Source organism: Pseudoalteromonas rubra, from assembly GCF_000238295.3.
GTDB classification, from domain to species: domain Bacteria; phylum Pseudomonadota; class Gammaproteobacteria; order Enterobacterales; family Alteromonadaceae; genus Pseudoalteromonas; species Pseudoalteromonas rubra.
The window spans coordinates 386,702-410,383 of record NZ_AHCD03000020.1 but is presented as its reverse complement, the minus strand read 5'-3'; the positions used below and the strand labels follow the sequence as shown (position 1 = coordinate 410,383).

23 protein-coding genes are annotated in these 23,682 nt (G+C 50.1%); 17 read left to right on the top strand and 6 right to left on the bottom strand.

What is annotated here, in order from left to right; all coding sequences use genetic code 11:
* Positions 1-6: 6 nt before the first annotated feature.
* Positions 7-636, bottom strand: coding sequence for an NUDIX domain-containing protein (locus PRUB_RS01885; RefSeq protein WP_010383069.1), 630 nt, complete (start codon positions 634-636; stop codon positions 7-9).
* Positions 637-871: 235 nt separating this feature from the next.
* On the opposite strand from PRUB_RS01885, the gene tolC reads away from it, so the two are divergent.
* The 3 genes from tolC (at position 872) to PRUB_RS01870 (ending at position 3,946) form a co-directional block, all read left to right on the top strand.
* Positions 872-2,218, top strand: a complete 1,347-nt coding sequence (gene tolC, locus PRUB_RS01880) for an outer membrane channel protein TolC (RefSeq protein ID WP_010383071.1) — start codon at positions 872-874, stop codon at positions 2,216-2,218.
* 164 nt (positions 2,219-2,382) lie between these two features.
* Positions 2,383-3,309 carry an LpxL/LpxP family Kdo(2)-lipid IV(A) lauroyl/palmitoleoyl acyltransferase gene (lpxL, locus tag PRUB_RS01875; RefSeq protein WP_010383072.1) on the top strand — a complete coding sequence of 309 codons (927 nt, stop codon included), beginning with the start codon at positions 2,383-2,385 and terminating at the stop codon, positions 3,307-3,309.
* Between the two features lie 28 nt (positions 3,310-3,337).
* The gene (locus PRUB_RS01870; RefSeq protein ID WP_010383073.1) at positions 3,338-3,946 is read left to right on the top strand and encodes a TcpQ domain-containing protein; all 609 of its coding nucleotides are present in this window, start codon (positions 3,338-3,340) and stop codon (positions 3,944-3,946) included.
* Between the two features lie 33 nt (positions 3,947-3,979).
* Here PRUB_RS01870 and glnE read toward each other — a convergent pair whose 3' ends face one another.
* Positions 3,980-6,778, bottom strand: a complete 2,799-nt coding sequence (glnE, locus tag PRUB_RS01865; protein WP_010383074.1) for a bifunctional [glutamate--ammonia ligase]-adenylyl-L-tyrosine phosphorylase/[glutamate--ammonia-ligase] adenylyltransferase — start codon at positions 6,776-6,778, stop codon at positions 3,980-3,982.
* Positions 6,779-6,849: 71 nt separating this feature from the next.
* Between glnE and PRUB_RS01860 the strand changes: the two genes are divergently transcribed.
* The 6 genes from PRUB_RS01860 to ruvX all read left to right on the top strand — a co-directional run bounded on the left by PRUB_RS01860 (position 6,850) and on the right by ruvX (position 11,169).
* Complete coding sequence (locus PRUB_RS01860; protein ID WP_010383075.1) at positions 6,850-7,743, top strand: DUF350 domain-containing protein; 894 nt, start codon at positions 6,850-6,852, stop codon at positions 7,741-7,743.
* 12 nt (positions 7,744-7,755) lie between these two features.
* Positions 7,756-8,238, top strand: coding sequence for a hypothetical protein (locus tag PRUB_RS01855; protein ID WP_040645061.1), 483 nt, complete (start codon positions 7,756-7,758; stop codon positions 8,236-8,238).
* 63 nt (positions 8,239-8,301) lie between these two features.
* Positions 8,302-9,036 (top strand): 16S rRNA (uracil(1498)-N(3))-methyltransferase, encoded by a 735-nt coding sequence (gene rsmE, locus PRUB_RS01850; protein WP_010383077.1) that lies wholly within the window; start codon positions 8,302-8,304, stop codon positions 9,034-9,036.
* Positions 9,037-9,111: 75 nt separating this feature from the next.
* Positions 9,112-10,071: a glutathione synthase gene (gene gshB, locus PRUB_RS01845; protein ID WP_010383079.1), complete on the top strand. Its 960-nt coding sequence runs from the start codon at positions 9,112-9,114 to the stop codon at positions 10,069-10,071.
* Positions 10,072-10,089: 18 nt separating this feature from the next.
* Positions 10,090-10,647: a YqgE/AlgH family protein gene (locus tag PRUB_RS01840; protein ID WP_010383081.1), complete on the top strand. Its 558-nt coding sequence runs from the start codon at positions 10,090-10,092 to the stop codon at positions 10,645-10,647.
* A gap of 75 nt (positions 10,648-10,722) precedes the next feature.
* Positions 10,723-11,169 (top strand): Holliday junction resolvase RuvX, encoded by a 447-nt coding sequence (gene ruvX / locus PRUB_RS01835; RefSeq protein ID WP_010383082.1) that lies wholly within the window; start codon positions 10,723-10,725, stop codon positions 11,167-11,169.
* Here ruvX and PRUB_RS01830 read toward each other — a convergent pair.
* From PRUB_RS01830 to PRUB_RS01820, 3 genes are read right to left on the bottom strand one after another with little or no spacing between them, the layout of a single operon-like run.
* Entirely contained in the window at positions 11,132-12,076 is a 945-nt protein-coding gene (locus PRUB_RS01830) for a hypothetical protein (protein WP_242065205.1), read from the bottom strand. The genes ruvX and PRUB_RS01830 overlap by 38 nt on opposite strands.
* Positions 12,048-13,172 (bottom strand): PilT/PilU family type 4a pilus ATPase, encoded by a 1,125-nt coding sequence (locus PRUB_RS01825; RefSeq protein WP_010383084.1) that lies wholly within the window; start codon positions 13,170-13,172, stop codon positions 12,048-12,050. The genes PRUB_RS01830 and PRUB_RS01825 overlap by 29 nt, the downstream gene beginning before the upstream one ends.
* A 15-nt stretch (positions 13,173-13,187) precedes the next feature.
* Positions 13,188-14,234 (bottom strand): type IV pilus twitching motility protein PilT, encoded by a 1,047-nt coding sequence (locus PRUB_RS01820; protein ID WP_010383085.1) that lies wholly within the window; start codon positions 14,232-14,234, stop codon positions 13,188-13,190.
* Positions 14,235-14,263: 29 nt separating this feature from the next.
* Between PRUB_RS01820 and PRUB_RS01815 the strand changes: the two genes are divergently transcribed.
* The 7 genes from PRUB_RS01815 to PRUB_RS01785 all read left to right on the top strand — a co-directional run bounded on the left by PRUB_RS01815 (position 14,264) and on the right by PRUB_RS01785 (position 20,491).
* On the top strand, positions 14,264-14,947 hold the full coding sequence (locus PRUB_RS01815; RefSeq protein WP_010383087.1) for a YggS family pyridoxal phosphate-dependent enzyme: 684 nt from the start codon (positions 14,264-14,266) through the stop codon (positions 14,945-14,947).
* Positions 14,948-14,962: 15 nt separating this feature from the next.
* Entirely contained in the window at positions 14,963-15,784 is an 822-nt protein-coding gene (gene proC, locus PRUB_RS01810; protein WP_010383088.1) for a pyrroline-5-carboxylate reductase, read from the top strand.
* 10 nt (positions 15,785-15,794) lie between these two features.
* Complete coding sequence (locus tag PRUB_RS01805) at positions 15,795-16,328, top strand: YggT family protein (protein ID WP_010383089.1); 534 nt, start codon at positions 15,795-15,797, stop codon at positions 16,326-16,328.
* A gap of 18 nt (positions 16,329-16,346) precedes the next feature.
* On the top strand, positions 16,347-16,793 hold the full coding sequence (locus PRUB_RS01800) for a DUF4426 domain-containing protein (RefSeq protein WP_010383090.1): 447 nt from the start codon (positions 16,347-16,349) through the stop codon (positions 16,791-16,793).
* A 1-nt stretch (position 16,794) separates the two neighbouring features.
* A complete protein-coding gene (rdgB, locus tag PRUB_RS01795) occupies positions 16,795-17,388 on the top strand; it encodes an RdgB/HAM1 family non-canonical purine NTP pyrophosphatase (RefSeq protein WP_010383091.1) in 594 nt (197 codons plus the stop codon).
* Positions 17,385-18,521 carry a radical SAM family heme chaperone HemW gene (gene hemW, locus PRUB_RS01790; protein ID WP_040645063.1) on the top strand — a complete coding sequence of 379 codons (1,137 nt, stop codon included), beginning with the start codon at positions 17,385-17,387 and terminating at the stop codon, positions 18,519-18,521. The genes rdgB and hemW overlap by 4 nt, the downstream gene beginning before the upstream one ends.
* Before the next feature lie 131 nt (positions 18,522-18,652).
* Entirely contained in the window at positions 18,653-20,491 is a 1,839-nt protein-coding gene (locus PRUB_RS01785) for a DUF885 domain-containing protein (protein ID WP_010383093.1), read from the top strand.
* 17 nt (positions 20,492-20,508) lie between these two features.
* On the opposite strand, the gene PRUB_RS01780 is transcribed toward PRUB_RS01785, so the two are convergent.
* Positions 20,509-22,320, bottom strand: coding sequence for a sensor histidine kinase (locus tag PRUB_RS01780; RefSeq protein ID WP_010383094.1), 1,812 nt, complete (start codon positions 22,318-22,320; stop codon positions 20,509-20,511).
* A gap of 240 nt (positions 22,321-22,560) precedes the next feature.
* Between PRUB_RS01780 and PRUB_RS01775 the strand changes: the two genes are divergently transcribed.
* Positions 22,561-23,682 carry a TRAP transporter substrate-binding protein gene (locus PRUB_RS01775; protein ID WP_010383096.1) on the top strand — a complete coding sequence of 374 codons (1,122 nt, stop codon included), beginning with the start codon at positions 22,561-22,563 and terminating at the stop codon, positions 23,680-23,682.

Genomic DNA, 23,682 nt, shown 5'->3' with positions numbered 1-23,682 from the left:
CTCACTTTATACTGGCTGAGATTGCCACTGCGCCAACATCTTGGGTTTATGTAACGCCAACCATTGTAGACTAATCACAGTGGCAGCGTTATCAATTTCCTCACTTTCGAGTCTCGCCATGGCATCGCTAAAGGGTATCACATGCACTTTGATGTCTTCCCCTTCTTCTGGTAAACCATAAATGCCCCCCGCCTGGCTCAGATCAGCCTTAGCCAGGTACAAATACAAACGCTCCGTTGTGCCGCCCGGACTGGACAGGTAAGACGTCATGTAATGCAGCTCATCTAACTCAAGTCCTGCTTCTTCCATCGCTTCTTTGCGCACTACCCCTTCATAATCCAGACTGCCCTCTGCCATGCCCGCAATACACTCCAGCAACCAGGGAGAATCTTTGGTCGCCAGCGCTCCGATGCGGATCTGCTCGATCAGTAAAACCTGATCGGTAACGGGGTCGTAAGGCAATACAGCCACGGCATGGCCGCGTTCTAAAATTTCGCGATAAATGGTCTGCGACTGGCCACCAGCAAATAACGCATGCTTAAACGCATACAAGTCAATTTTAAAGAATTTGTCATAACACCGCTCAGGCTCATCTAATTCGACGTCCTGATGATTAAATTGTGCAATTGGTTTCATGTTTCATCTCATTTTTTTCTTGATTGGGGTTTAATTTTTAACCCTGAACCCCCATCATAGGTATTCTCGAATTTTATCTTATTTTACTGCTCGTTACCTGCCAGAACTCTCAGGTGGCACAGTATTATATTCTGTTACACTTGTTCTGACCGATTTACTGTTTTCCTTATATGGGAATTGACTAAAACAAGGTAACATGCCGACAACGAAAAATTGTCTAAGGACTGAGCAAACAATGAAAAAAAGCATTCTATCTCTGTTTATCGGTGTTGCCTGCGCCCTGTCCAGCGCAGCTTCACAGGCAGAAGATCTGTTGCAAGTGTACGACATTGCCACCGCTAACGATCCAACGGTATTAAAAGCCAAGGCCCAGGCTGACGCACAAAAATATGCCCAGGATTCGGCATTAGGCGATCTATTGCCTTCATTGGGTTTTTCAATGAGCTACACCGATAACGATGGTGAGTCTACATTACCCGGTCAAAACGATGCATCAGGTTACACTGTAGTGGATACTTGGAGTGATTCAATCACGCGCAGTGTCACGCTGAACCAGACTATTTTTAGCATGGCCACCTGGCAAAATCTGACCATTGCCGAGAAACAGGCGATGCAGGCACTGACCAGCTACGAGCAGCAACAACAAGACCTGATTGTCCGTGTTGCACAGGGCTACTTTGACGTACTGAGCGCACTGGACAATCTGGAATTTGTACAGGCCGAAAAACGCGCCATCGAGCGTCAGCTGGAGCAAACCAAGCAACGCTACGAAGTGGGTCTGACCGCCATCACAGACGTACACGAAGCTCAGGCTCAGTTCGACCAATCTGTGGCTAACGAAATCGTTGCTCAGAACACCGTTGAAACGGCTCGTGAAACCCTGCGTACCATCACAGGTAAGTACCATGCCAAACTGGATAAGCTCAATACTGACAGCTTCTCTACCGTGAAGCCAAACAGACAGTCCAACGACTTCATTACCCTGGCGAAAGAGCAAAACCTGTCGCTACAGGTCGCTAAATCAGCGCTGGACATAGCACAGGATCAGATTGACCTTGCGCAGGCAGGCCACTATCCAACGCTGAGTTTACAAGCGTCGTATTCTGACTCTTTGGGTAACACTGAAGGCGCAGAGCTGTCACCTCGTACAGATGGCACCAGCATCGGCCTGACTTTCAATGTGCCTATTTATTCAGGTGGCAAAACAGTCGCAGCAACCGATCAGGCACGCGCCCTGTATGTTGCAGCCAGTGAAGATCTGGAAGCCTCTATGCGTAACGTTACGCGCTCGGTGATCACCTCATATAACCAGGTGATGTCTGACGTCGCAACCTATCGCGCACTGGAGCAAGCGGTAGTCTCAGCTGAAAGTGCATTGCAAGCGACTGAGGCAGGCTTTGAAGTGGGTACTCGTACCATTGTTGACGTACTGGTAAGCACCCGTAACCTGTACAGCGCAAAGCGTAACCTGGCTAACCTGCGTTATCAGTATGTGTTATCAACTCTGAAGCTGAAACAAGCAGCAGGTACACTGAACCGCAGCGACCTGGAAGCCATCAACAAAGGCCTTGTCGCAGGTTAATTTTTATTTCGCTCGAGCAAAAAACCGGTGTAAACCGGTTTTTTTCTGCCTGCGATTTGCCCTCCCAGGTAGGTCGCACCAGATCGGTGCTCATCATCACTCTCTTGAGCTGCTCAGCCGATATCGCTAAACTAACCCTTTGAAGTTTGAAAGAGAGTGCACCTTTGGTTAACAACCCCACCTTTAAGCTGGCATTTTTAGCCCCAAAATTCTGGCCAACCTGGCTGAGTGTGTTTTTTATGTATGCTCTGTCCTGGCTGCCGCAGGGTATTCAATTGTGGCTGGGTAAAATGCTCGGTCGCCTGGTGCACCGCCTGTTAAAAAAGCGTCGCCGCATTGCAGACGTCAATTTACGCTTGTGTTTTCCCACTATGGACGCGCAACAACGTGACGATTTAGTACTGAAAAACATGGAAAACACAGGTATCGCTACCTTCGAAACCTCAATGGCCTGGTGGTGGCCTCAATGGCGACTAAATCGGGTCGTCGGCTCCATAAAGGGCATAGAGCATGTTGAGAAGGCACAGGCCAATGGCAAAGGAGTCCTGTTACTGGTCCCACATATGCTGCACCTGGAAATGCTGGGCAGAGTACTGGGCATTGCACAGCCGGGGATCGGTTTTTACCGCCCGCACAATAACCCTTTGATGGAGTACTTTATGACTAAGGGCCGCTTGCGCTCTAACGAGTTCCTGATTGGCAAGCGCGATGTTAAAGGTTTATTGCAGGCACTGAAAAACAAAAAAATGTGCTACTACCTGCCGGATCAAGACTATGGTCGCAACCGCTGCGAATTTGCGCCTTTCTTTGCTGTGCCCGACGCTGCCTCTACAACAGGAACGCTGCTCTTTGCAGGAAGCAAAAATTGTGAGACATTAAGTCTACATGGCGTTCGCGATGAGCAGGGTAAATACCACATACAGATCCAACCTGCGCTGGCTGACTTCCCAAGTGGCGATCCGCTTACCGACGTCACCCGGGTCAATCAACGTATGGAGCAGGCCATTAATGAGGCCCCGGAACAATACATGTGGCTACACCGACGCTTTAAAACGCGTCCGGATGAAAATGCGCCATCGTATTATGAGTAACCGTTAGCATAAAGTGTGTCGTGACAATATGGCTAAAAAACGTTCAAAACGCTTATCAAACCTGTGGTTCTGGACCAAGCACCTGTCGTTAGGTGTGTTATTGGTATGGGCCGCCTATTACTTTTTATATGGCAATGTCCCGTCAATGGAATTTCGCGACACCACCAATGCCGCCGCACGCGGATTTACCCAGTTTTACGAAGGATTTAAACGCAATTTTAATGAGCGCAATACTGAGCGTGAGAAATACGTCCTGGACTTGGGTAAACCGACCTACCCACTGGATGATGCAATTGCGCAGCGTGGCCTGGTAGTCAAACCTGCGCCACAGCGTTGGACCGGAGAGATCCAGCCGCGTCGCTTTGACAGTGGTGACACCCTGCGTGGCGTGCTGACCAACTATGCCAAACAGGAAGACATCGAGCTGTTCTGGTACCTGGACAAAGATTATGTGGTGAAACACAATTTCCGCGTCGATACCAACTTTGTGTCGACCCTGTATCAGGTCGGCACCGCCATCAATGATGATTTTGAGTTTGAAGTATTCACTTTCTTTTGTCACCGCCAGCGTGCCGCCATCATCACCCAAAAGCCTTCTCGCTTTGTGCGTGAAAACTGCTGTAGGTTAACCAAATAAGCTTTCGGGCCGGAGAAAGCCCTTCTTCTCCGGCTACGAACCCAACAGGCGCTGCCAGGCGATCTTAACTGTATCTACCCACTCAGCCACCTCATGCATGGCCACACCCCGCCCTCCTGCGTTAAGACTATGCAGGTGATAGCGATCACGGAACTCACAATATGCCTCAGTCAGGGCTGACTGAGTGGCATTGTCAATTACTCCGGCATGATGGGCCATTTCAAAGATCCGAATATTATCGGGAAACCGTGCCAGCTCCGGATGGGCATGCGCGTAGTTGAGCACCAGGTATTGCGCAATAAACTCGATGTCCGTCATTCCGCCAACTCCCTGCTTTAAATCAAACTCCACCTCGGTGCTCTTGTCCAGATGCCCGCGCATCTTCTCCCGCATCTCAACAATGTCTTTGCTCAGTGTGTCGTTATCGCGGTGCTGACACAGAATTTCATGGCGGATTTCGTTAAAACGCGCGACCAGTTCGGGCTCGCCCAGCACCATACGCGAGCGCACCAGCGCCTGATGCTCCCAGGTCCAGGCCTGCGCCTGCTGATACTGATAAAAACTCTCAATGTTAATCGCCAGCAGGCCCGAGTTACCCTCCGGTCTCAAGCGAGTATCCAGTTCATACAAAATGCCGGAATTAGTACGGGTATTGAACAGGTGCATTAAGCGCTGCGCCAGTTTCAAATAAAACTGCCGTGATGAAATAGATTTGTCCCCGATGGTGACACTGTTGCCATCGCGATTATGCACGAATACCAGATCGAGATCTGAGTTGTATCCCAGCTCCAGTCCGCCCGCTTTACCATAGGCCACCACGGCAAAACCTTTGTGCTCCGCATCAGCGCCTTCAGGTGCCCCATAGCGGCGCACCATTTGTTGCCAGGCTATGTCCACCGCTTTGGCGATGATGGCTTCGGACAGTGCGGTCAGGTGATCGCTCACTTTCATGATATCCAGCACCCCGGTCGCATCTGCTGCGGCAATCCGTAATGCCTGAGTTTGCTTAAACTGACGCAGCGCTTCCATCTGTAATTCCAGATCTTCACTGTCGATACGTAAAAAGTACTGCTGAATTTCACTGTAGTAAGCGCTCAGCGGCAGCGGCCGGTACAATACCGCCGGGTCGATCAACTCATCGAGCAAGATAGGATAGCGTGCTACCTGCTCAGCTATCCAGACACTGTGCGCACATAGCTTAATCAGTTGCTGTAATGCCCCGCGATTTTCAAACAATAGCTCCAGATAAGCCGTGCGCGAGGCAATTTTCAGGATCACCTGTAATACCCTGTCGAGTATTTCAGCCACTGGTGCTCGGGTTATTTCGCTGAGCAGAGCCGGCATCAGTTTATCCAGCACATCTCTGCCGCGCGTGCCCATTTGCGTTTTACTCAATCCGAGGTGAAATTGCTCCAGAGACTGTTGCCAGGCTGCGCTGACAGCCTCTGGTAATGGCGATTCCAGATAGCTGATATCGCGTTGCTCCCAGGCAGAGACATATTCCGGTGCCAGCGCCTCGCCGAGCTCAGGCTCTTCACCGATAACCTGGGTAAACTCGGCCCGTACCGCAACCTGGGCCTGCTCGAGCATAGCCAATACGTCGCTATACTGAGTGCACTCCAGCAGTACCGCCAGACGCTGCTGACCTAGCTCATCATCCGGCAAAGTCTGTGTCTGACAGTCATCAAACGCCTGTAAATATTGTTCTGTACGGCGCAGTAACAGATATTGCTGAGACAGCACTTCACCGACTTCCGGTGGGATCAGGGACAAGTGCTGAAGCTGCTCTAATGCTGACAATAGTGATGGGGTTTGCAATTGGGGTTCGCGACCGCCGCGGATCATTTGCAGCGCCTGAACAATAAACTCCACTTCGCGGATCCCGCCCGCGCCGAGCTTAATGTTATTCGTCAGCCCTTTACGCCGCACCTCCTGGGCAATCATGTGCTTCATTTTGCGCAAAGATTCAATCACCGAGAAGTCAATATAGCGACGAAACACAAAGGGGCGGATCAGGGTTTTAAATTCATCCCAATATCGGTTTTCTTCACCAAGCAGGCGCGCCTTTAGCATCGCATAGCGCTCCCACTCCCTGCCCTGATCCTGATAATAATCTTCCATGGCAGCAAAACTCATGACCAAAGGGCCACTATCGCCAAAAGGCCGCAGGCGCATATCAACGCGAAATACCTGACCATCGGCGGTACAGTGATCAAGCGCGGCAATGAGTTTTTGCGCCACTTTGGTATAGAACACCTGTGCTTCTATGCTGCGGCGTCCACCTTCCGTCGGTTTGGCAAACGGATAGGTAAATATCAGATCGATATCCGAGGAGAAATTCAGTTCACCACCGCCCAATTTGCCCATGCCCAGCACCAGCATAGGCACCGGTGTTTGATCTTCATCACACACCTGACCATTGCTTTTGGCGACATTGGCGTGTGCCCAGCGGTTTGCCCAGTCGATCAGCGTTTCACTGAGCCGTGACTGATAAGCAATACTGTCGGCGATTGAATTTCCCTCCACCAGATCCAACCACATCATCTTGAGCCAGTAGCGCTGACGATATTCACGCAGTTGTCTGAAGCAGCTGGCTTCATCCAGCTCCGCGAGGGGTTCTGTGAGCGGCACGGGACACACTCTTTGTTGCATTTGTCTGTGATCCAGCAACCAGTCAATCCAGTCTGGATGACGCTGCAATATACGATACGCAAAATCACTCAATCCAAGTAGCCTGAGCACGGCCGGGTTGCTTGTGTGTTGGGCAAACAGTGCCTGACAGCGTTCCTCTGCCAGCTCCCCAAGAGCCTGGGGCAAGCCACCGAAATCCATAGAAAAATCTCCAGTGCAATTGCAAAAAGCGGTGTTATAGTAAACTTAATTGCCATCACCATACACTTAGCATGAGTTATTTGTCTTTAGCCAATATCAACTTTTTCGCCATCTTAGTCAGTTTTATCGTTATTTGCCTGTTCACCATTGCGCTGCGTTTGTACGTGCAGTTCAGCGCCAGACAAATGCTGGAAGATGAACTGGCCAAGCGAGATAACTTTGCATTGGGGATCAGCTATGCCACACACCTGGCCGTGCTGGTGATCTGCTGTGCTTACGTTTTCAATGACACCGGCATGATGGTGTTACAGGCCGAATCACTGCGCAGCGGCATTATTCTGCTGCTGATCCTGGTGTTCATTTATTTTGGTCAGCATATTCATCGCAAGTGGATCCTCCATCGCTTCAACGAGGAGCAGGCAATCCTAAAACAGAATGTCTGTGCTGCGGTGGTCGACTCCGGCATGCTGGTCGGCAACACCATTTTAGTGCTCGGGCTATATCATTGGATCCACCCTCAGGGCTTTGGCAACTTACTGGTGGTCACTCTCAGCTTTTTGGTTGTGCAGTTAATGTGCGCGCTGGACAGTAAAATCCGTGAATGGCGCTTTGCCCGCTACAATCAGGGCGCATCTTTACAGCAAAATTTCAACCTGGCCAACACCTCGATTGGGATCCGCTACGCGGGTAAGAGCATTGGCTTGGCATTGGCCATTTATGCCGGTCTGCACAGTGCCCCTTATCACGGTGCCAAAGTGGTAGAAAACCTCTTTGTGATTGTCATGCACTGCGGTGTAATGTGGCTGTTACTATACGGTATCAGCCATTTGTTACTCCAGCTGGCGTTGCCCAGAGTGGACATTGGGCTGGAAGTCGACCATCAGGATAATATCGGTATTGCCTGTCTGGAGTTTGCTGTTTTCTGCGCAATAGGCTATTTACTTATTAACATGTTCTCAATGTAACCAGGCTTGTTAGTGCGTTTAAACCTAGAAAACTTCTTGCTGGTCGACAGCAACTGGGAATTCAGCAGAGAGTTTGCTGCACACCTCAAGGCGCAGCATCCTGATGCGCCCAGTGAGCTGTTGATTGCTGGTGACAACACCAAGCAAATGCTGAAAATGATGTTTCAGGAGCAAGTCAAAGACTATTGCTACTGTGACTTTGCGAATGAAATCAGCGTCTCTGAACTGGCGTCTTATCTGCATGAACATCATAAAGTGAAAGGCGTGTTAATTTACGCACTCGACTATCATCTGGCCGACGAGACTCAACGTTTTATCTTTAACTCGCTCCACCGCCAGCGCATCACAGTCGAACAAAGCGACCGGGGATACGTCTATCACCCACTTCGCGACCCTTTTAATAACAACCACCTGACCTGCCACTCAACGGTCTCTGCGACGACTCAGGATTCCGTCCTCGACTTCGCCCAACATCACACGGACAAAGCCGAATAGGTGCTGGACTCACTGTACATAACCCCTTACTATTACGGCTATTTAACAGCGGAATAGTCCACCATGCGCATACCTCATATTTACCAGCCTTCCGACCTTGTTATTGGCGAAGCGATTGACCTTGGCGATGATGCCGCCGGGCACGTTGCTCGTGTACTGCGTATGGGTGAAGGCGACACACTCAGCCTGTTCAATGGTCAGGGCGGTGAGTATCTGGCAACCATCAGCGAAGTCAGTAAAAAGAAAGTTCGGGTCATGCCTGAACAATTCATTGATAAGCAGGTTGAGTCACCGCTGTCAATTCACCTCGGCCAGGGCATTTCACGCGGTGACAAAATGGACTTTACCATTCAGAAGTCAGTGGAGCTGGGTATTACTGAAATCACCCCCTTATTCACCACCCGCTGTGGTGTTAAACTCAGTGGTGAGCGACTGGCGAAAAAACACCAGCAATGGCAGAAAATCGCCATCGCAGCCGCAGAACAGTCTGGCCGGAACACCATTACCACCATTCACCCGCCGATTTCAATTGATGACTGGCTGGCACAGACGAGTGAAGCTTTAAAGCTGACACTGCACCCCAGAGCTGAACACTCCATTAAAACCCTGCCGGCCCCTGAGCATGGTGTCCGTTTCCTGGTTGGTCCTGAAGGCGGCTTTACCGACGAAGAAATGGCCGCCACGGCCCAGCAAGGCTTCATCGATATTCGTCTCGGCCCGCGCGTATTGCGCACAGAAACCGCAGCGCTGACCGTACTCAGCGCATTACAGCTTGAGTTCGGCGACCTGGCCCTTTAAAAAGTCAGTTTCGCCCTTATATCCTAATCAGACACTTAGCAGTTGAATTGATTAACTTTACATAAGGTAACCCCAATGGCAGCGAAACTCGGGATCATCTCAGATCCAATCAGTGGCTTTAATATCAAAAAAGATACTGGCTTCGCCATGATGCTGGCAGCGCAGGCACGTGGTTATGAGCTTTACTACATGGAAATGCAGGATCTGTATTTGTATCAGGGTGAAGCCCGGGCAACCGCCGCTAAGGCCACAGTGTTTGACGATGAACAGCACTGGTATGAACTGGCAGACAAAGATGATATCGCACTGAGCGATCTGGACGTGATTTTAATGCGTAAAGATCCCCCGTTCGATACCGAATACATTTACGCGACCTACATGCTGGAGCGCGCTGAACAAGCCGGTACATTGGTGATCAACAAACCGCAAAGTCTGCGCGATGCCAATGAAAAGCTGTTTACCGCCTGGTTCAGCGAGCATACACCAGATACCTTAGTGACACGCTCTGCATCTCAGATCCGTGAGTTTTTGACCAAACACGGAGATATCATTCTTAAACCGCTGGATGGCATGGGTGGCGCCTCAATTTTCCGGGTACGTCATGATGACCCGAACATAGGCGTGATCTGTGAAACCCTCACCGAACATGGCAGTCGCTTTGCGATGGCGCAAAATTACGTGCCTGCCATTAAAGATGGCGACAAACGCGTTCTGGTGGTCGACGGAGAGGTCATGCCTTACTGTCTTGCCCGTATCCCTCAAGGGGGCGAAACGCGTGGTAACCTGGCCGCAGGCGGTCGTGGTGAAGCACGTCCTATCAGTGATAGCGACCGAAAAATTGCTGAAGCAGTTGCCCCTGTCCTGAAAGAGAAAGGGCTGATTTTTGTCGGTCTGGACATCATCGGCGACAAGCTCACCGAGATTAATGTCACTGCGCCAACCTGTGTGAAGGAAATTGAGGCGGCGTATGATATTTCGATTATGGATAAGTTTTTTGATGCCATTGCAGCAAAACTCGACCATACTAAAGGGTAATTAAAAGGGGGTCTCGCTATGCAATCACTCGCAAATCATTTTTTGGTCGCTATGCCAAATTTGCAAGATCCCTTCTTTAAGCACACAGTCACCTATATTTGTGAGCACAACGAAGAAGGCGCAATGGGCCTGGTCGTCAATCACCCCATTAACGTGACTGTGGGTGAGCTGCTTGATCAGATAGAAATTGATAACGATAAATCCAGTAACGCGGCAAGCCAGTCTGTGTTTGCCGGTGGACCAGTACATACTGACCGTGGCTTTGTGTTACACACGCCCAAGCCCGGTTATGCGTCCAGCCGAGAACTCAGCTCAGACATGATGATCACCACTTCCAAAGATGTGCTGGCCTCACTGACCTCACATAACTGTCCGGATGCCTTTATCATTACCCTGGGTTATTCAGGGTGGGAACAAGGACAGCTGGAAAAAGAGATCCTGGAAAACTCCTGGCTGATCATTGAAGCAGATCCGGCCATTATTTTTAATACGCCCCCGGAAAAACGCTGGGAAAAAGCAGTCGAAATGCTCGGTATCGATGCCGGGCAACTGAGCACCGAGGCGGGACACGCCTGAGCCAGACCACCCCAGTTAACAGCCTGTCGCCTTTACACCAATTGGCGGCAGTCTGTATACACTTGAGAATACACCATGAGTAATAACGATAAAACAGCACCCGGCCAGCGTACGGTCATAGGCTTTGATTTTGGTACCCGTAGCATCGGCCTGGCAGTCGGTCAGGAGATAACGGGCACCGCCAGCAGTCTGGGGGCAGTCAAAGCCCGTGACGGTATTCCAGACTGGCAGGATATCGCCCCCTATATCGAACAGTGGAAACCCGACCTACTGGTCGTTGGCCTGCCATTGAATATGGATGGCACGAACCAGGATCTGACCTTCCGCGCTAAAAAGTTTGCCAACCGACTGCACAACCAGTTTCGCTTGCCTGTCGAGACTCAGGATGAGCGCCTGACCACAGCAGATGCCAAAGCCCGGCTATTTGAACAAGGGGGTTATCGCTCGCTGGCCAAAGACAAGATTGATGGCATGTCAGCCATTATCATTCTGGAGAGCTTTTTTGAGGCGCAATGGGGTTAAGTACCCGATAGCGTTGCAGATCGGGAATGAATCCAGCCTGCTGATAGGCCTGACGGATCCGACCTTGAGATCTGAGTTGCTTTAAGCCACTTTGCAGCGCCTTAAATGCACGCTCTCCGTCAGGATGAAGCCGCGACACCACAAAGTGGCGGCTACCATCGAACTGCACCACTAAATTAGGGTGGGCCACCAAAAGAATATCATCCAGTCTGAACTCATTATTCAGGCTTGGCATTAACGGCATCAGCATAAAATCAACCCATTGGCGATTCACCATTTGTGCTTGTGACGCCCAGACAGGCTCATTCATCAAATGCTTAAGACCCAGGTTGTTCAAAGTTTGCCAGTCAGTTCGCCAGCGACTGGTGGAGACGGCACTCAACTCACGCAATTCGTTTAACTGGGTGATCCGTGCCACCGCCAGATTCTCGGGGGCATAAAAAATCCCGGCGAAATATTCCCCCCGGCGGATCACCGCATCGCTGATAAACAGTTTATCCGCTTTTGCGTTCGCATCATCCAGCCAGTAACTGTCAAAGCTGAGCAGCAGCTTACCCTGCTCCAGCAAATTCGAATGGCGAAAGCTGACGTTACCCGGCCGGTAAGTGAATGATTTTTTGAATCCGCCCAGTGCCAGCGCCTGTTGCACCAGCACCATATCAACGACATCTCTGCGTACATAGTCACCCGAAAACTGCGACACTTCGAGTGGGGCACGACCATTCAAAAAGCGCAGATAATCGGCATACACGTCATCGCGGATATACATATCTACCACATTATGGTCGGCAGATCGCTCAGCAACAAGGTCACTCGCCGTTGCCGGGGATAAAGCGACTAAGCAACACAGGGCCAATATAGCCCCGTGCCTGGCCCAATCAGCGCTTTTTATCGTCCAGGCCGTCAACGGTTACCCCTTGCAAGAAGCCCGCTCCTTTTTGCTCATTGTTTTGCAGTTTAATCATCAGACGCAGGTCATTCGGTGAATCAGCATGATGCAGGGCATCCGCGTAATTGATCCTTTGCTGCTTATATAATTCGAACAGCGCCTGGTCAAAGGTTTGCATTCCCATTTCCTTGGACTTAGACATAGTCTCTTTAATTGAGCCAATGTCACCTTTCTTAATCAGCTCAGCCACCATAGGTGAATTGAGCAATACCTCAATGGCCGCTACACGCCCCTCCCCTTTGGCCGATGGCACCAATTGTTGCGCGACAATGGCCCTGAGGTTGAGCGCCAGATCGTATTTCAGCTTGTCGTGCTTCTCTTTTGGTACCAGGTGCATAATACGGTCGATGGCCTGGTTGGCATTATTGGCGTGTAACGTTGCAACACACAGGTGCCCGGTTTCAGCAAAACTCAACGCATATTCCATAGTTTCACGAGAGCGGATCTCACCAATCAGGATCACATCCGGCGCCTGACGCAGTGAGCTTTTCAGTGCAGATTCAAAGCTCTCGGTATCCAGCCCGACTTCACGCTGCGTAATGATGCTCTTGCGATGCTGATGCACAAATTCAATGGGATCTTCGATGGTCAGTATATGACCGCGTTGATTACGATTACGATAGCCCAGTAAGGCAGCCAGAGAAGTCGACTTACCGGTGCCGGTCCCACCGACAAATAACACCAGACCACGCTTAGACATGATCACATCCGTCAGCACCGAAGGCAGACCTAAGTCAGTCACCTCAGGGATATCCGTGACAATACGCCGGATCACCATACCGGCGCAGTCACGTTGCCAAAAAGCCGAGACCCGGAAACGGCCTATTTCATTGGCCACCGCAAAGTTACATTCTTTCTCACCATGAAACTGCTGTTTTTGCTTCTCGCTCATGGCTGATTCGACCATGGCCAATGCCGCCTCAGCATCCAACTGGTCATCATCCAGTGCACGCAGCTCACCGTCGATTTTGGCACTCACGGGCAGACCGGCAGATACAAACAAGTCCGATGCACCTTTGTCTCTCATCGTTTGCAGATAATGTACAAGCTCCATCATAACCTCCCGGGATTAATAAGTGGTGCCAAACTGGCTCTTATCATGGGCTTTCGCCTGGGCATCCTGATTGGTGATCAGGCCACGGTTCACCAGATTAGTCAGACACTGGTCCATAGTCTGCATGCCATGCATCGCACCGGTTTGAATAGACGAGTACATTTGCGCAATTTTATCTTCGCGAATGAGGTTACGAATAGCCGGGATCCCCATCATGATCTCATGTGCAGCAACCCGACCACCGCCCACTTTTTTCACCAGCGTTTGTGAAATAACAGCTTGCAGGGACTCAGATAACATAGAACGGACCATGTCTTTTTCCTCACCCGGGAAAACGTCAATAATACGGTCAATGGTTTTAGGCGCTGAAGTGGTGTGCAAAGTACCAAACACCAGGTGACCGGTTTCGGCGGCCGTCATCGCCAGACGGATAGTTTCCAAATCACGTAATTCACCAACCAGGATGACATCCGGATCTTCACGTAGCGCACTGCGCAGCGCGGCATTGAAACTGTGTGTGTCACGATGTACTTCACGCTGGTTGATCAGACTTAATTTATTGTCGTGAACAAATTCAATGGGGTCTTCAATGGTCAGAATATGGTGATGCTTGTTGCTGTTAATGTAATCCACCATAGCTGCCAGCGTGGTGGATTTACCCGATCCGGTTGGGCCTGTCACCAGCACTAAACCGCGCGGGCAATCAGAAATTTTGCGGAAAATCTCCGGCGCGCCCAAATCTTCCAGCGTCAGCACTGAGCTGGGGATAGTCCTGAACACCGCCGCCGGACCGCGACTGGCGTTAAATGCATTGACACGAAAACGAGCCAGGTTCGGCACTTCAAATGAGAAATCTACCTCAAGATTTTGCTCATAGTCCTTACGCTGGTTATCATTCATAATATCGTAAACGAGGCTGTTAACGTCCTTCGCTTCCAGTGCAGGAATGTTTACCCGGCGCACATCGCCATCCACCCGGATCATCGGTGAAACTCCCGATGAAAGGTGTAAATCCGATGCTTTGTGTTGCACACTAAAGGCCAATAATTCAGTAATATCCATCTCAGACTCCACAACGAGCAAATAATAATATGGTTACAATAGCAGAACGGCTGAACAACGCCTATGATCGCATAGCAAAAGCACAGCAAAAGTGTGCCACAGACCACGAGGTCGCATTACTGGCCGTATCGAAAACCAAACCTGTCGAACTCATTGAACAAGCCTATGCGGCAGGCCAGCGCTTGTTTGGCGAATCTTATGTCCAGGAAGCTGTCGATAAAGTCCGCCACTTTCAGCAGCAAAAAGACATTGAGTGGCATTTTATCGGTCCCATTCAATCTAATAAGTCGCGCCTGATTGCCGAGCATTTCTCCTGGGTGCAAAGTGTCGACCGTCTGAAGATTGCGCGTCGCCTGAATGAACAAAGACCCACCAACCTGATGCCACTCAAAGTGCTGATCCAGGTGAACATCAGTAACGACGAACAAAAATCCGGATGCGCGCTGAATGAACTAGACGAACTCGCCGCCTATATTGATGGCGCACGCCAGCTGGAACTGCGCGGGTTGATGACAATTACAGCGCAAACCGATGACGCACAACAACAATTGCAATATTTTCGCCAAATGAAGGCTTGCTTTGATAAACTAAAGGCTCAATATCAACAGCTGGATACCTTGTCGATGGGTATGAGTGGCGATCTGGAAATGGCCATTCAGGGCGGCGCAACCATGGTGCGTATCGGCACGGATATTTTTGGCAAACGACAATAAGGTGACACATTCCTAATGGCTAATAAAACGATTGCATTTATCGGCACAGGTAATATGAGCTATGCCATCATAGGTGGCATGATCAAAAACGGATTTGCCCCACAGAGTATCATTGCAACCAATCGCAACCCTGAGAAGCTGGCTAAGGCTCATGCCGATTTTGGGGTGCGTACCGAGCAGGATAATCTCAAAGCGGTTGAGGAAGCCGATGTCGTGGTGTTGTCTGTGAAGCCACAAATGATGGCCGAGCTTTGCCAGACTTTTGTTGATGCCGGATTAGATCTCAGCAATAAGCTATTTGTTTCTGTCGCAGCAGGGATCACCGTCAAACGTCTGCGCGAAATGCTGGCAGAGGACGTCAAACTGGTGCGTTGTATGCCAAATACACCGTCCTTACTGGGACGTGGTGTCTCGGGTCTGTTTGCTGCAGATATCATTGATGAGGAAAAAACCTACATCGAGCAGGTCTTTTCATCAACGGGCATCGCCATCTGGCTGGAACAAGAATCACAAATCAATGATGTCATTGCCGTAACGGGTTCCTCACCTGCTTACTTTTTCCTGTTTATGGAAGCCATTGAAGAAAAAGCCATTGCACTGGGTTTTTCACCAGAGCAGGCACGCGCACTGGTGCAACAAACTGCACTCGGCGCCGCAGAAATGGCCTTGTCTCAGCAAGACATCAGTATTGCGCAGTTGCGTGCTAACGTCACCTCCAAAGGTGGCACCACACACGCAGCCGTTGAACATTTAAAAGCAAACCAGTTACCGCAAACCGTGGCTGATGCCATGGATGCCTGCATTGCGCGGGCAGAGGAAATGGAACAACAAATCTAGAGGACATACAATGAACGCCATGCATTTTTTGGTAGGGATTATTTTTGACCTGTTTTTGATGGTCGTACTGTTGCGTTTTTGGCTGCAATTGGTCAAAGCAGATTTTTATAACCCGCTGAGCCAGGCCGTAATTAAAGCAACATCGTTTGCCGTGAACCCGCTCCGTAAGCTTATTCCCGGACTGGGCGGTTTGGATCTGGCATCTTTGGTCGTGGCGCTGTTGGTTGGTTTTGCCAAGGTGTCTGTATTGATGCTCATGCTGGGCGGTTACTGGGATCCAATGGGAGCGGCGATTGACGGTGCGTTAACCGTGGCCAAAGAAGCCTTTTCTCTGGTGTTCTGGGTGTTAATTATCCGCGCTATCCTCAGCTGGGTGGCTCAGGGCTACAACCCAATCGCCGCGGTCTTTGATCAGCTAACTGAACCTATGTTGCGCCCAGTTCGTAAAATTATCCCGCCACTGGGAGGGCTGGATTTGTCGATCCTGGTCGTTCTGATTGGTATGCAGTTCTTACAGATCTTAATGATGGATCTGCTACGTTAAGCACTCGGAGTCGTCACAATGAAAACCTTATTAACACTGATTTCAATGCTAGCCGTGCTACTTGTTGCACGACCAGCGCATGCCAACAATGAACAAGGTGGGCAATATAAACAACTGGGTGACTGGCAGGTCCATTACATCGCCTTTCCGTCGACCTTTATTCAGCCTAACATTGCCAGTGCTTACGGTTTAACCCGAAGCAACAGCAAAGCCATAATAAACATTTCAGTGCTGGCTGATGATGCCAACAACACCGCACAACGCGCCACCTTAACCGGCCAGGCGCGCAACCTGATCGGCAATAAAACCACCTTAACCTTCAAAGAAGTGGTGGAAGGTGACGCGGTTTATTATCTGGCGCAGATGGATGTCGACCATGAAGACACCTATCGCTTTGAAGTCACGATCCGTCAGGGGAACACCCGACACGTGCTTAAATTTCAGCAAAAGTTTTATGTAGATTAATATGACCAGACAAATTGTTCTTGCCACCGGCAATCAGGGCAAAGTAGCCGAACTCGGCAGCATGCTCAAAGACCTGAAAATCGAAATCCTGCCACAAAGCCAGTTCAACGTGAGCGAAGTGGCAGAAACGGGCACTACTTTTGTAGAAAATGCCATTATCAAGGCGCGCCACGCTGCTAAAGTCACGGGGCTACCCTCCATTGCAGATGACTCGGGTCTGGAAGTTGATGCTCTGCAAGGGGCTCCGGGTGTGTATTCTGCCCGTTACGCCGGAGTGGATGCCAACGATCAGGATAACATCGACAAACTGCTTGCAGCGATGAGTGGCGAAACACTGCGCACAGCCCGCTTCTGGTGCGTACTCGTCTATATGCGCCATGCCGATGACCCTACTCCTGTCATTTGCCAGGCTAGCTGGGAAGGTCGCATCACAGAGGATCAGCAAGGTTTGCAAGGCTTTGGTTATGACCCCGTATTCTGGGTTGAAGCCACTCAGTGCACATCCGCGCAGCTGAGCAAAGCACAGAAAAATACCCTCAGCCATCGCGGTCAGGCATTGCAGCAGCTGCTGGCACACTTTGAAGGTCAGCTGTGAATCTCCCTCCGTTAAGTTTATACATTCACGTTCCCTGGTGCGTGCAGAAATGCCCTTACTGCGACTTTAACAGTCATGGTCAGAAAGGCGAGATCCCTGAGCAGGAATATATTCAGCACCTGCTCGCAGATTTACGTGCCGATCTGCACCTTGTACAGGGGCGCCCGCTGCATAGTATTTTTATTGGCGGGGGCACGCCCAGCCTGCTCAGTGGCGAAGCTTACACCCACCTGTTAGGTGAAATTGAAGCGCTGATTGGCTTTAGTGATGACATAGAGATCACACTTGAAGCCAATCCGGGGACGGTGGAGACCGATCGCTTTAAACACTATGTTGCAGCTGGCATCAACCGTATCTCCATCGGCGTGCAAAGCCTGCAGGCAGATAAGCTCAAGGCACTGGGGCGCATTCATGGTGAACAGGAAGCCCGCCACGCCGCCTTAGAAGCGCACGACGCGGGCCTCAATAGCTTTAATATGGACTTAATGCACGGCTTGCCAAACCAATCGGTTGCAGACGCATTGAGCGACCTGCAGCAAGTCATTGACCTCAATCCTCCGCATTTATCCTGGTATCAACTCACGATTGAGCCAAACACACAGTTTGCGTCTAAGCCGCCTAAGCTGCCCCAGGACGAAATTTTGTGGGATATCCAGGAACAAGGGCAAGCCTTGTTGGCCAAACATGGCTATCAGCAATACGAGATCTCAGGCTATGCTAAAACGGGTTATCAGTGTAAGCACAACCTGAATTACTGGCAATTCGGTGACTACCTGGGGATTGGCTGTGGCGCACATGGCAAAATCACTCAACCCGAAAATAACCAGATATTGCGCACCGTAAAAGTTAAGCATCCCCGTGGCTATATGGATCTTAGCAAGTCGTATTTATACGACAGTTGGCAGGTAGAGCCAGCCGATCGGCCATTTGAGTTCTTTATGAATTGTTTTCGCTTACACGCCCCCTGTGCTAAACAGGATTTTTGCGATTATACCGGCTTATCACTGAGCGATATTGAGCCCGCGATTAACCAGGCACTTGAACAAGAGTTGTTGATTGACCAGGGAGATTCATGGTTGGTAACAATTAAGGGCCACAGATATCTGAATGACCTGCTAGAATTGTTCGTCTGATACCTGCTCATAGGATAAGATTGAACAGGTGAATTCGCCCTGTAGATAAAAGACATCTATCGCGATACAGTTTTGTTGGTAACATTGCACCAACACCCGAGTCCAATGGAATAAAATAAAAAAGGTAACCCATGCGTAAAATGACACTCCTTGCCGCAGCCGTGGCAGCAGCGCTACTATCCGGTTGTCAGCAAACAGCAGAGCAACCAACCAACACCGCTAAAGCGGAAACAACACAACAAGTCGTTCAAAGCGAAGTCGAAAAGGCCAATGCCTTTTTCGATGAAGTCTTCATGCGCAGCGTCATGCGCAGCCCGGTTTATCAAACTTACCTGGGTATCAAACAAGATTATGACAAATGGGACGATGACTCAGAAGCGCGTCGGCTTGAGGATCTTGAGCTAACGAAAAAAGATCTGGTTGCCCTGCAAGCCATTGATCGCAGCAAACTGGATGGCCAAACTCAGGTGAGCTACGACCTGTTCAAGCAAAACCTTGAAAATGAAATCGCCGACTTCCAATGGCGTTTCCACAGCTACCCGGTTAACCAGATGTATGGTACGCACTCTATGCTGCCAGCATTTTTGATCAACCAGCATCAAATCACAGACGTCAAAGACGCCAAAGCGTATATTTCACGCCTGAACGGTATTCCAGCTGTCTTTGAACAGCTGATCGTAAACCTTGAAGTGCGTGCTGACAAAGGGATCATCGCACCTAAGTTTGTTTTCCCACATGTCATTGATTCAAGCAAAAACATCATTAAGGGTGCCCCGTTTGTTGACGGTGAAGATTCAACCTTACTGGCTGACTTTAAACGCAAAGTGGAAAAGCTGGAAATTGCAGACAACGAAAAGCAAGCGCTGATCGCTGAAGCAACTGACGCACTGAAAGCAGCCGTGAAGCCAGCTTACAGCAAACTGATCAGTTACCTGCAACAACTTGAAAAGCGCGCTGACACCCGTGACGGTGCCTGGAAGTTCCCTGATGGTGAAAAGTACTTCAACAACGCACTGGCACGGACTACTACCACAGACTTAACTGCCGCAGAGATCCACAAAATCGGCTTGTCTGAGGTTGCACGTATCCATGATGAAATGCGTGAAATCAAAGAAAAAGTTGGCTTTAAGGGCGATCTGAAAGCCTTTATGGAATTCATGCGCACCGACAAGCAATTCTACCTGCCAAATAGCGAAGAAGGGAAAGCCAAATACCTGGCTGACGCCACGGCGATGATCGACAACATGAAAGATCGCCTGGACGAACTATTCATCGTCAAGCCTAAGGCCGACATGATCGTGAAACGCGTTGAAGCCTTCCGTGAAAAATCAGCGGGTAAAGCTTTCTATCAACAGCCTTCTCCGGACGGTTCACGCCCGGGTATCTACTACGCGAACTTGTATGACATGGAAGCCATGCCAACCTACCAGATGGAAGCCCTGGCTTACCACGAAGGTGTACCTGGTCACCACATGCAAATCGCCATTGCGATGGAGCTGGAAAACATGCCTAAGTTCCGTAAGTTCGGTCGCTACACCGCTTACACTGAAGGCTGGGGACTATACTCTGAGCTGGTACCAAAAGAAATGGGCCTGTATGAAGACCCGTATTCTGACTTCGGTCGACTGGCTATGGAACTATGGCGTGCCTGCCGCCTGGTGGTAGACACAGGTATCCACGCAATGAAGTGGACTCGCCAGGAAGGGATTGATTACTACGTGAACAACACGCCAAACGCGAAATCAGACGCGGTTAAAATGGTAGAACGTCACATCGTGATCCCATCTCAGGCAACGGCCTATAAGATTGGTATGCTGAGAATTATTGAACTACGTGAAGCGGCGAGAAAAGAGCTGGGCGATAAGTTCGATATCCGTCAGTTCCACGACGTAGTACTGAAAAACGGCCCGGTACCTCTGAACGTACTGGAGCAGTTCGTCAACGAGTGGGTTGCCAGCAAAAAGGCGTAATTCACCCAAACGACCCGTTACTCTGGCGACACCAGCTTAAATTGCGTGTTCGCCAGAATGATGTGTAAACAAGCCCCGCCATGTGCGGGGCTTTGTATTTTAATCTCCCCGCCCAGCTTTTGCGTCACCAGGTTATAAATAATACTGAGACCGAGTCCGGTCCCGCCCGAATGTCGTTTCGACGTCACAAAGGGCTCAAAGATCACAGGCAGCAGTTCTTTGTCTATGCCCTGCCCGTCATCTTTAAAATAAAAATGCACATAGTCATTCACTATGTGTGCCGAGACAATGATGGTCAGCGGTCTGTCCGGATATTTACCATGCAAAATACTGTTGTTCAGACTGTAACTGATAATCTGATTAAACACATTGGGGTAACTACTGAGGATCAGGTTATCTGGTATTTCGACCTCAATTTTGTATTCATCCTCCGATAAATCACTGCGATAGCAATCAAACACGCCCTCTACCAGGGTTTTCAGATCAAACTCCATTTCCGTATCATAATGCTGCTGCGCCGATACTTTTTTGAAGTCATCGATCAGGGATGCCGTGCGATGTAAGTTATTTTCGAGCAAAAACAACGCTGATTCTGCCTCTCCGATGAGGTTGGTCAGGGTATGTTTTTTCAGCTGCCCACTGTCCAGATCACGGCGCATGCTCTCAACCTGTGCCTTGAGATGCGACTGGCTGGTAATGGCAATACCGAGCGGTGTATTCAGCTCATGGGCAAAGCCACTCACCATGTTACTCAGGCTGGCCATTTTAGCCTCTTCAATCAGCCGCTGCTGAGCCGCGCTAAGTCGTGCCATCAATGTTTCAATAAAGTCCAGCAGCTCATCCAGGTGGTGACCAATCTGGGCAATTTCGTCTTCGCTGTTCAGGTTAACCCGCAAAGAAAAGTCTTCATGCTTAGCCACTCTGACCAGCACCCGACCGATCGCCATCACCTGCTCAGACACCCGGCTATTGAGATAGTACAGCAGTAACAAGCTAAAACCACTGCTTAACACGATCGACAATAAGCTAATCAGGATCAGCTGTTGCTGCTCTTCCTGATAAGCGCTGAAGAGTTGCTTAGCCACTATGGTAAAGTGGCCGCGAATAGCCAACTTCAACTCCCCCAGCTCACCACGCACTCCCTGGTTGTGGTCCAGCCCCTGCTTTTGCAACACATTGGTATAAACGATGAAGCCGTTCTGATATTGCTCAAGCGTCATTAAATAGGCATCAGCACGCGCCGGAAATTGCGCCCGGATGCGGTTCTTGGCTTGCTGGATCAAATCACCATGCTGATTCAGGTAGCTTCTGTCCAGCCTCAGCAAAAAATCTTTTTCCCGCCGCCTCAGTTCCAGCAGCAGAATTTCTAATTGCGGATCTTGTGCTTCTTTGGCCAGTGCCTGCAGGGCATGCGCTTTACTGCGGAACTCACCATAAACACCATCGTCTTTGTCGTAACCCAATAATGCCTGCATGGAGGCCAACTGTTCATACAGCTCAGCAAAGCGGTTAACCTGCTCGTCCAGTTTAAACATCAGCTCAAGATGCTGATGATCGGTGACCAGTAACGCAACTAACTCGTTAAAACTATCGCGATACGCATAGCGATAATCATCAATGGACAACAGTGAGGCTTTTTGTCTTTCAATCACAAACCGCTCTTCCTGATCCAGCAAGCGCTGGATCTGGGTTTGTAATTTGAACAGATGATCATTGAGTTGCTTACTGTGGTCCAGCTCCCGATACAGAAACCAGCTCACCGTCGCAATGATCACCGCCGCACCAACTGCGGCCACTTTGAATAACAAAAGTGACTGTTTTAGCTGCACAAATAAGTTCCCGACTTGCCCCGTTCTTCCTAAGCTTAGACAACATCGGCAGGTTCGGCGAGCCCAGCCACGGACTTTGCTCCATTCCGCTTTTCGGTTTCATATGTACCCGCTTAAAACACACATCAAACTTATCGCCCAAAGCCCGGTTTTCCATTTATTGCAATGGCGTCTAGACTTTAACATTGTGGCTTATGCAAATCTGATGTTGTTTGGGCTGTCGTTACCATGAATGAAGGTATGAGCAACTTGAGTAAAACCGAAAGCCCACCATCCCCAAGTCGACGTACCTTTATACGCCAAAGCGCCACACTACTGCCACTAGTCAGTGCGTGGCCACACACAGCGATGGCACAACCACAAACCTGTCCTGGCGCTCGTTACAAACTGATATTTGCTTCGCCCTATAACAGCGAGCTTTGGCTCTCATCACCTCATATGCATCAGCAACTCAAACACAACATTGAAGACTTTTCTAACGGTAAGATTTGTGTCGAAATCCGCGATAAAGGCAGTCAGGGAGTTGGTCATGACCTAGCGGTGCAAGTTTCACGTGGCGTGATCCAGGGGGCGCTGCTGAGTGTGTCTAATCTCTCCCCCATAGTGCCTAAACTGGATATATTGAACATTCCATTTTGGGCCGCTGAATCTCAGGCTTACCTGAATCTGATCACTTCCGATTTGTGGCAGCAGCAGGTGACCGAGCAGATCCGCACCCGGGGCGATGTCGCGATCCTGCTGTATCATTTACCCGGCGCCAGAACACTGACCTCCACCCGTCAGTATGGCAAGCTGCTGAAAACACCCAGTGATATCATTGATGTGGTTTTTCGCGTGCCCGTCAGCCAGGTGCTGAGACAGTTTTATCAGCTGTGTGGTACCACCCCCGTCCAGGTCGCCTGGCACAAAGCGGCGATGCTGGCTGCCAACAAACGCTTTGATGCCCTCGACCCTTCGGTTACCGGCTTATACAACGGGCCCAATGGCCTGAATCAACATATCGGGGCCGTCTCTTTAATCAATTCAGTACAAGATGGCTGGGTGTCGGTGATCAATCAAAGGTGGCTTAAATCCTTGCCTCGCAAGCTGCGTATTGCCGTTTGGGAAGGGGCAGAAAAAACCTTTGTGCAGCACTTATCCATGGCCCGTCAGGCTGCGTTATACTGCCAGCGCGGCCTGCTCAGAAATGGCGCCACGATTTATTATCCAAGCGCTGATGAGATGGCCAGCTGGCAGGAGATTGGCGGTTATCAGCGCAGAGAATGGCGCGCGACTAAGGTGGCATTGTTAGGGAAACTCAGCGCCTTTGATGCCTTTGTGGCAGCCACTCAGGTCAACAATGGCCTGACTTTCCCAACTTAA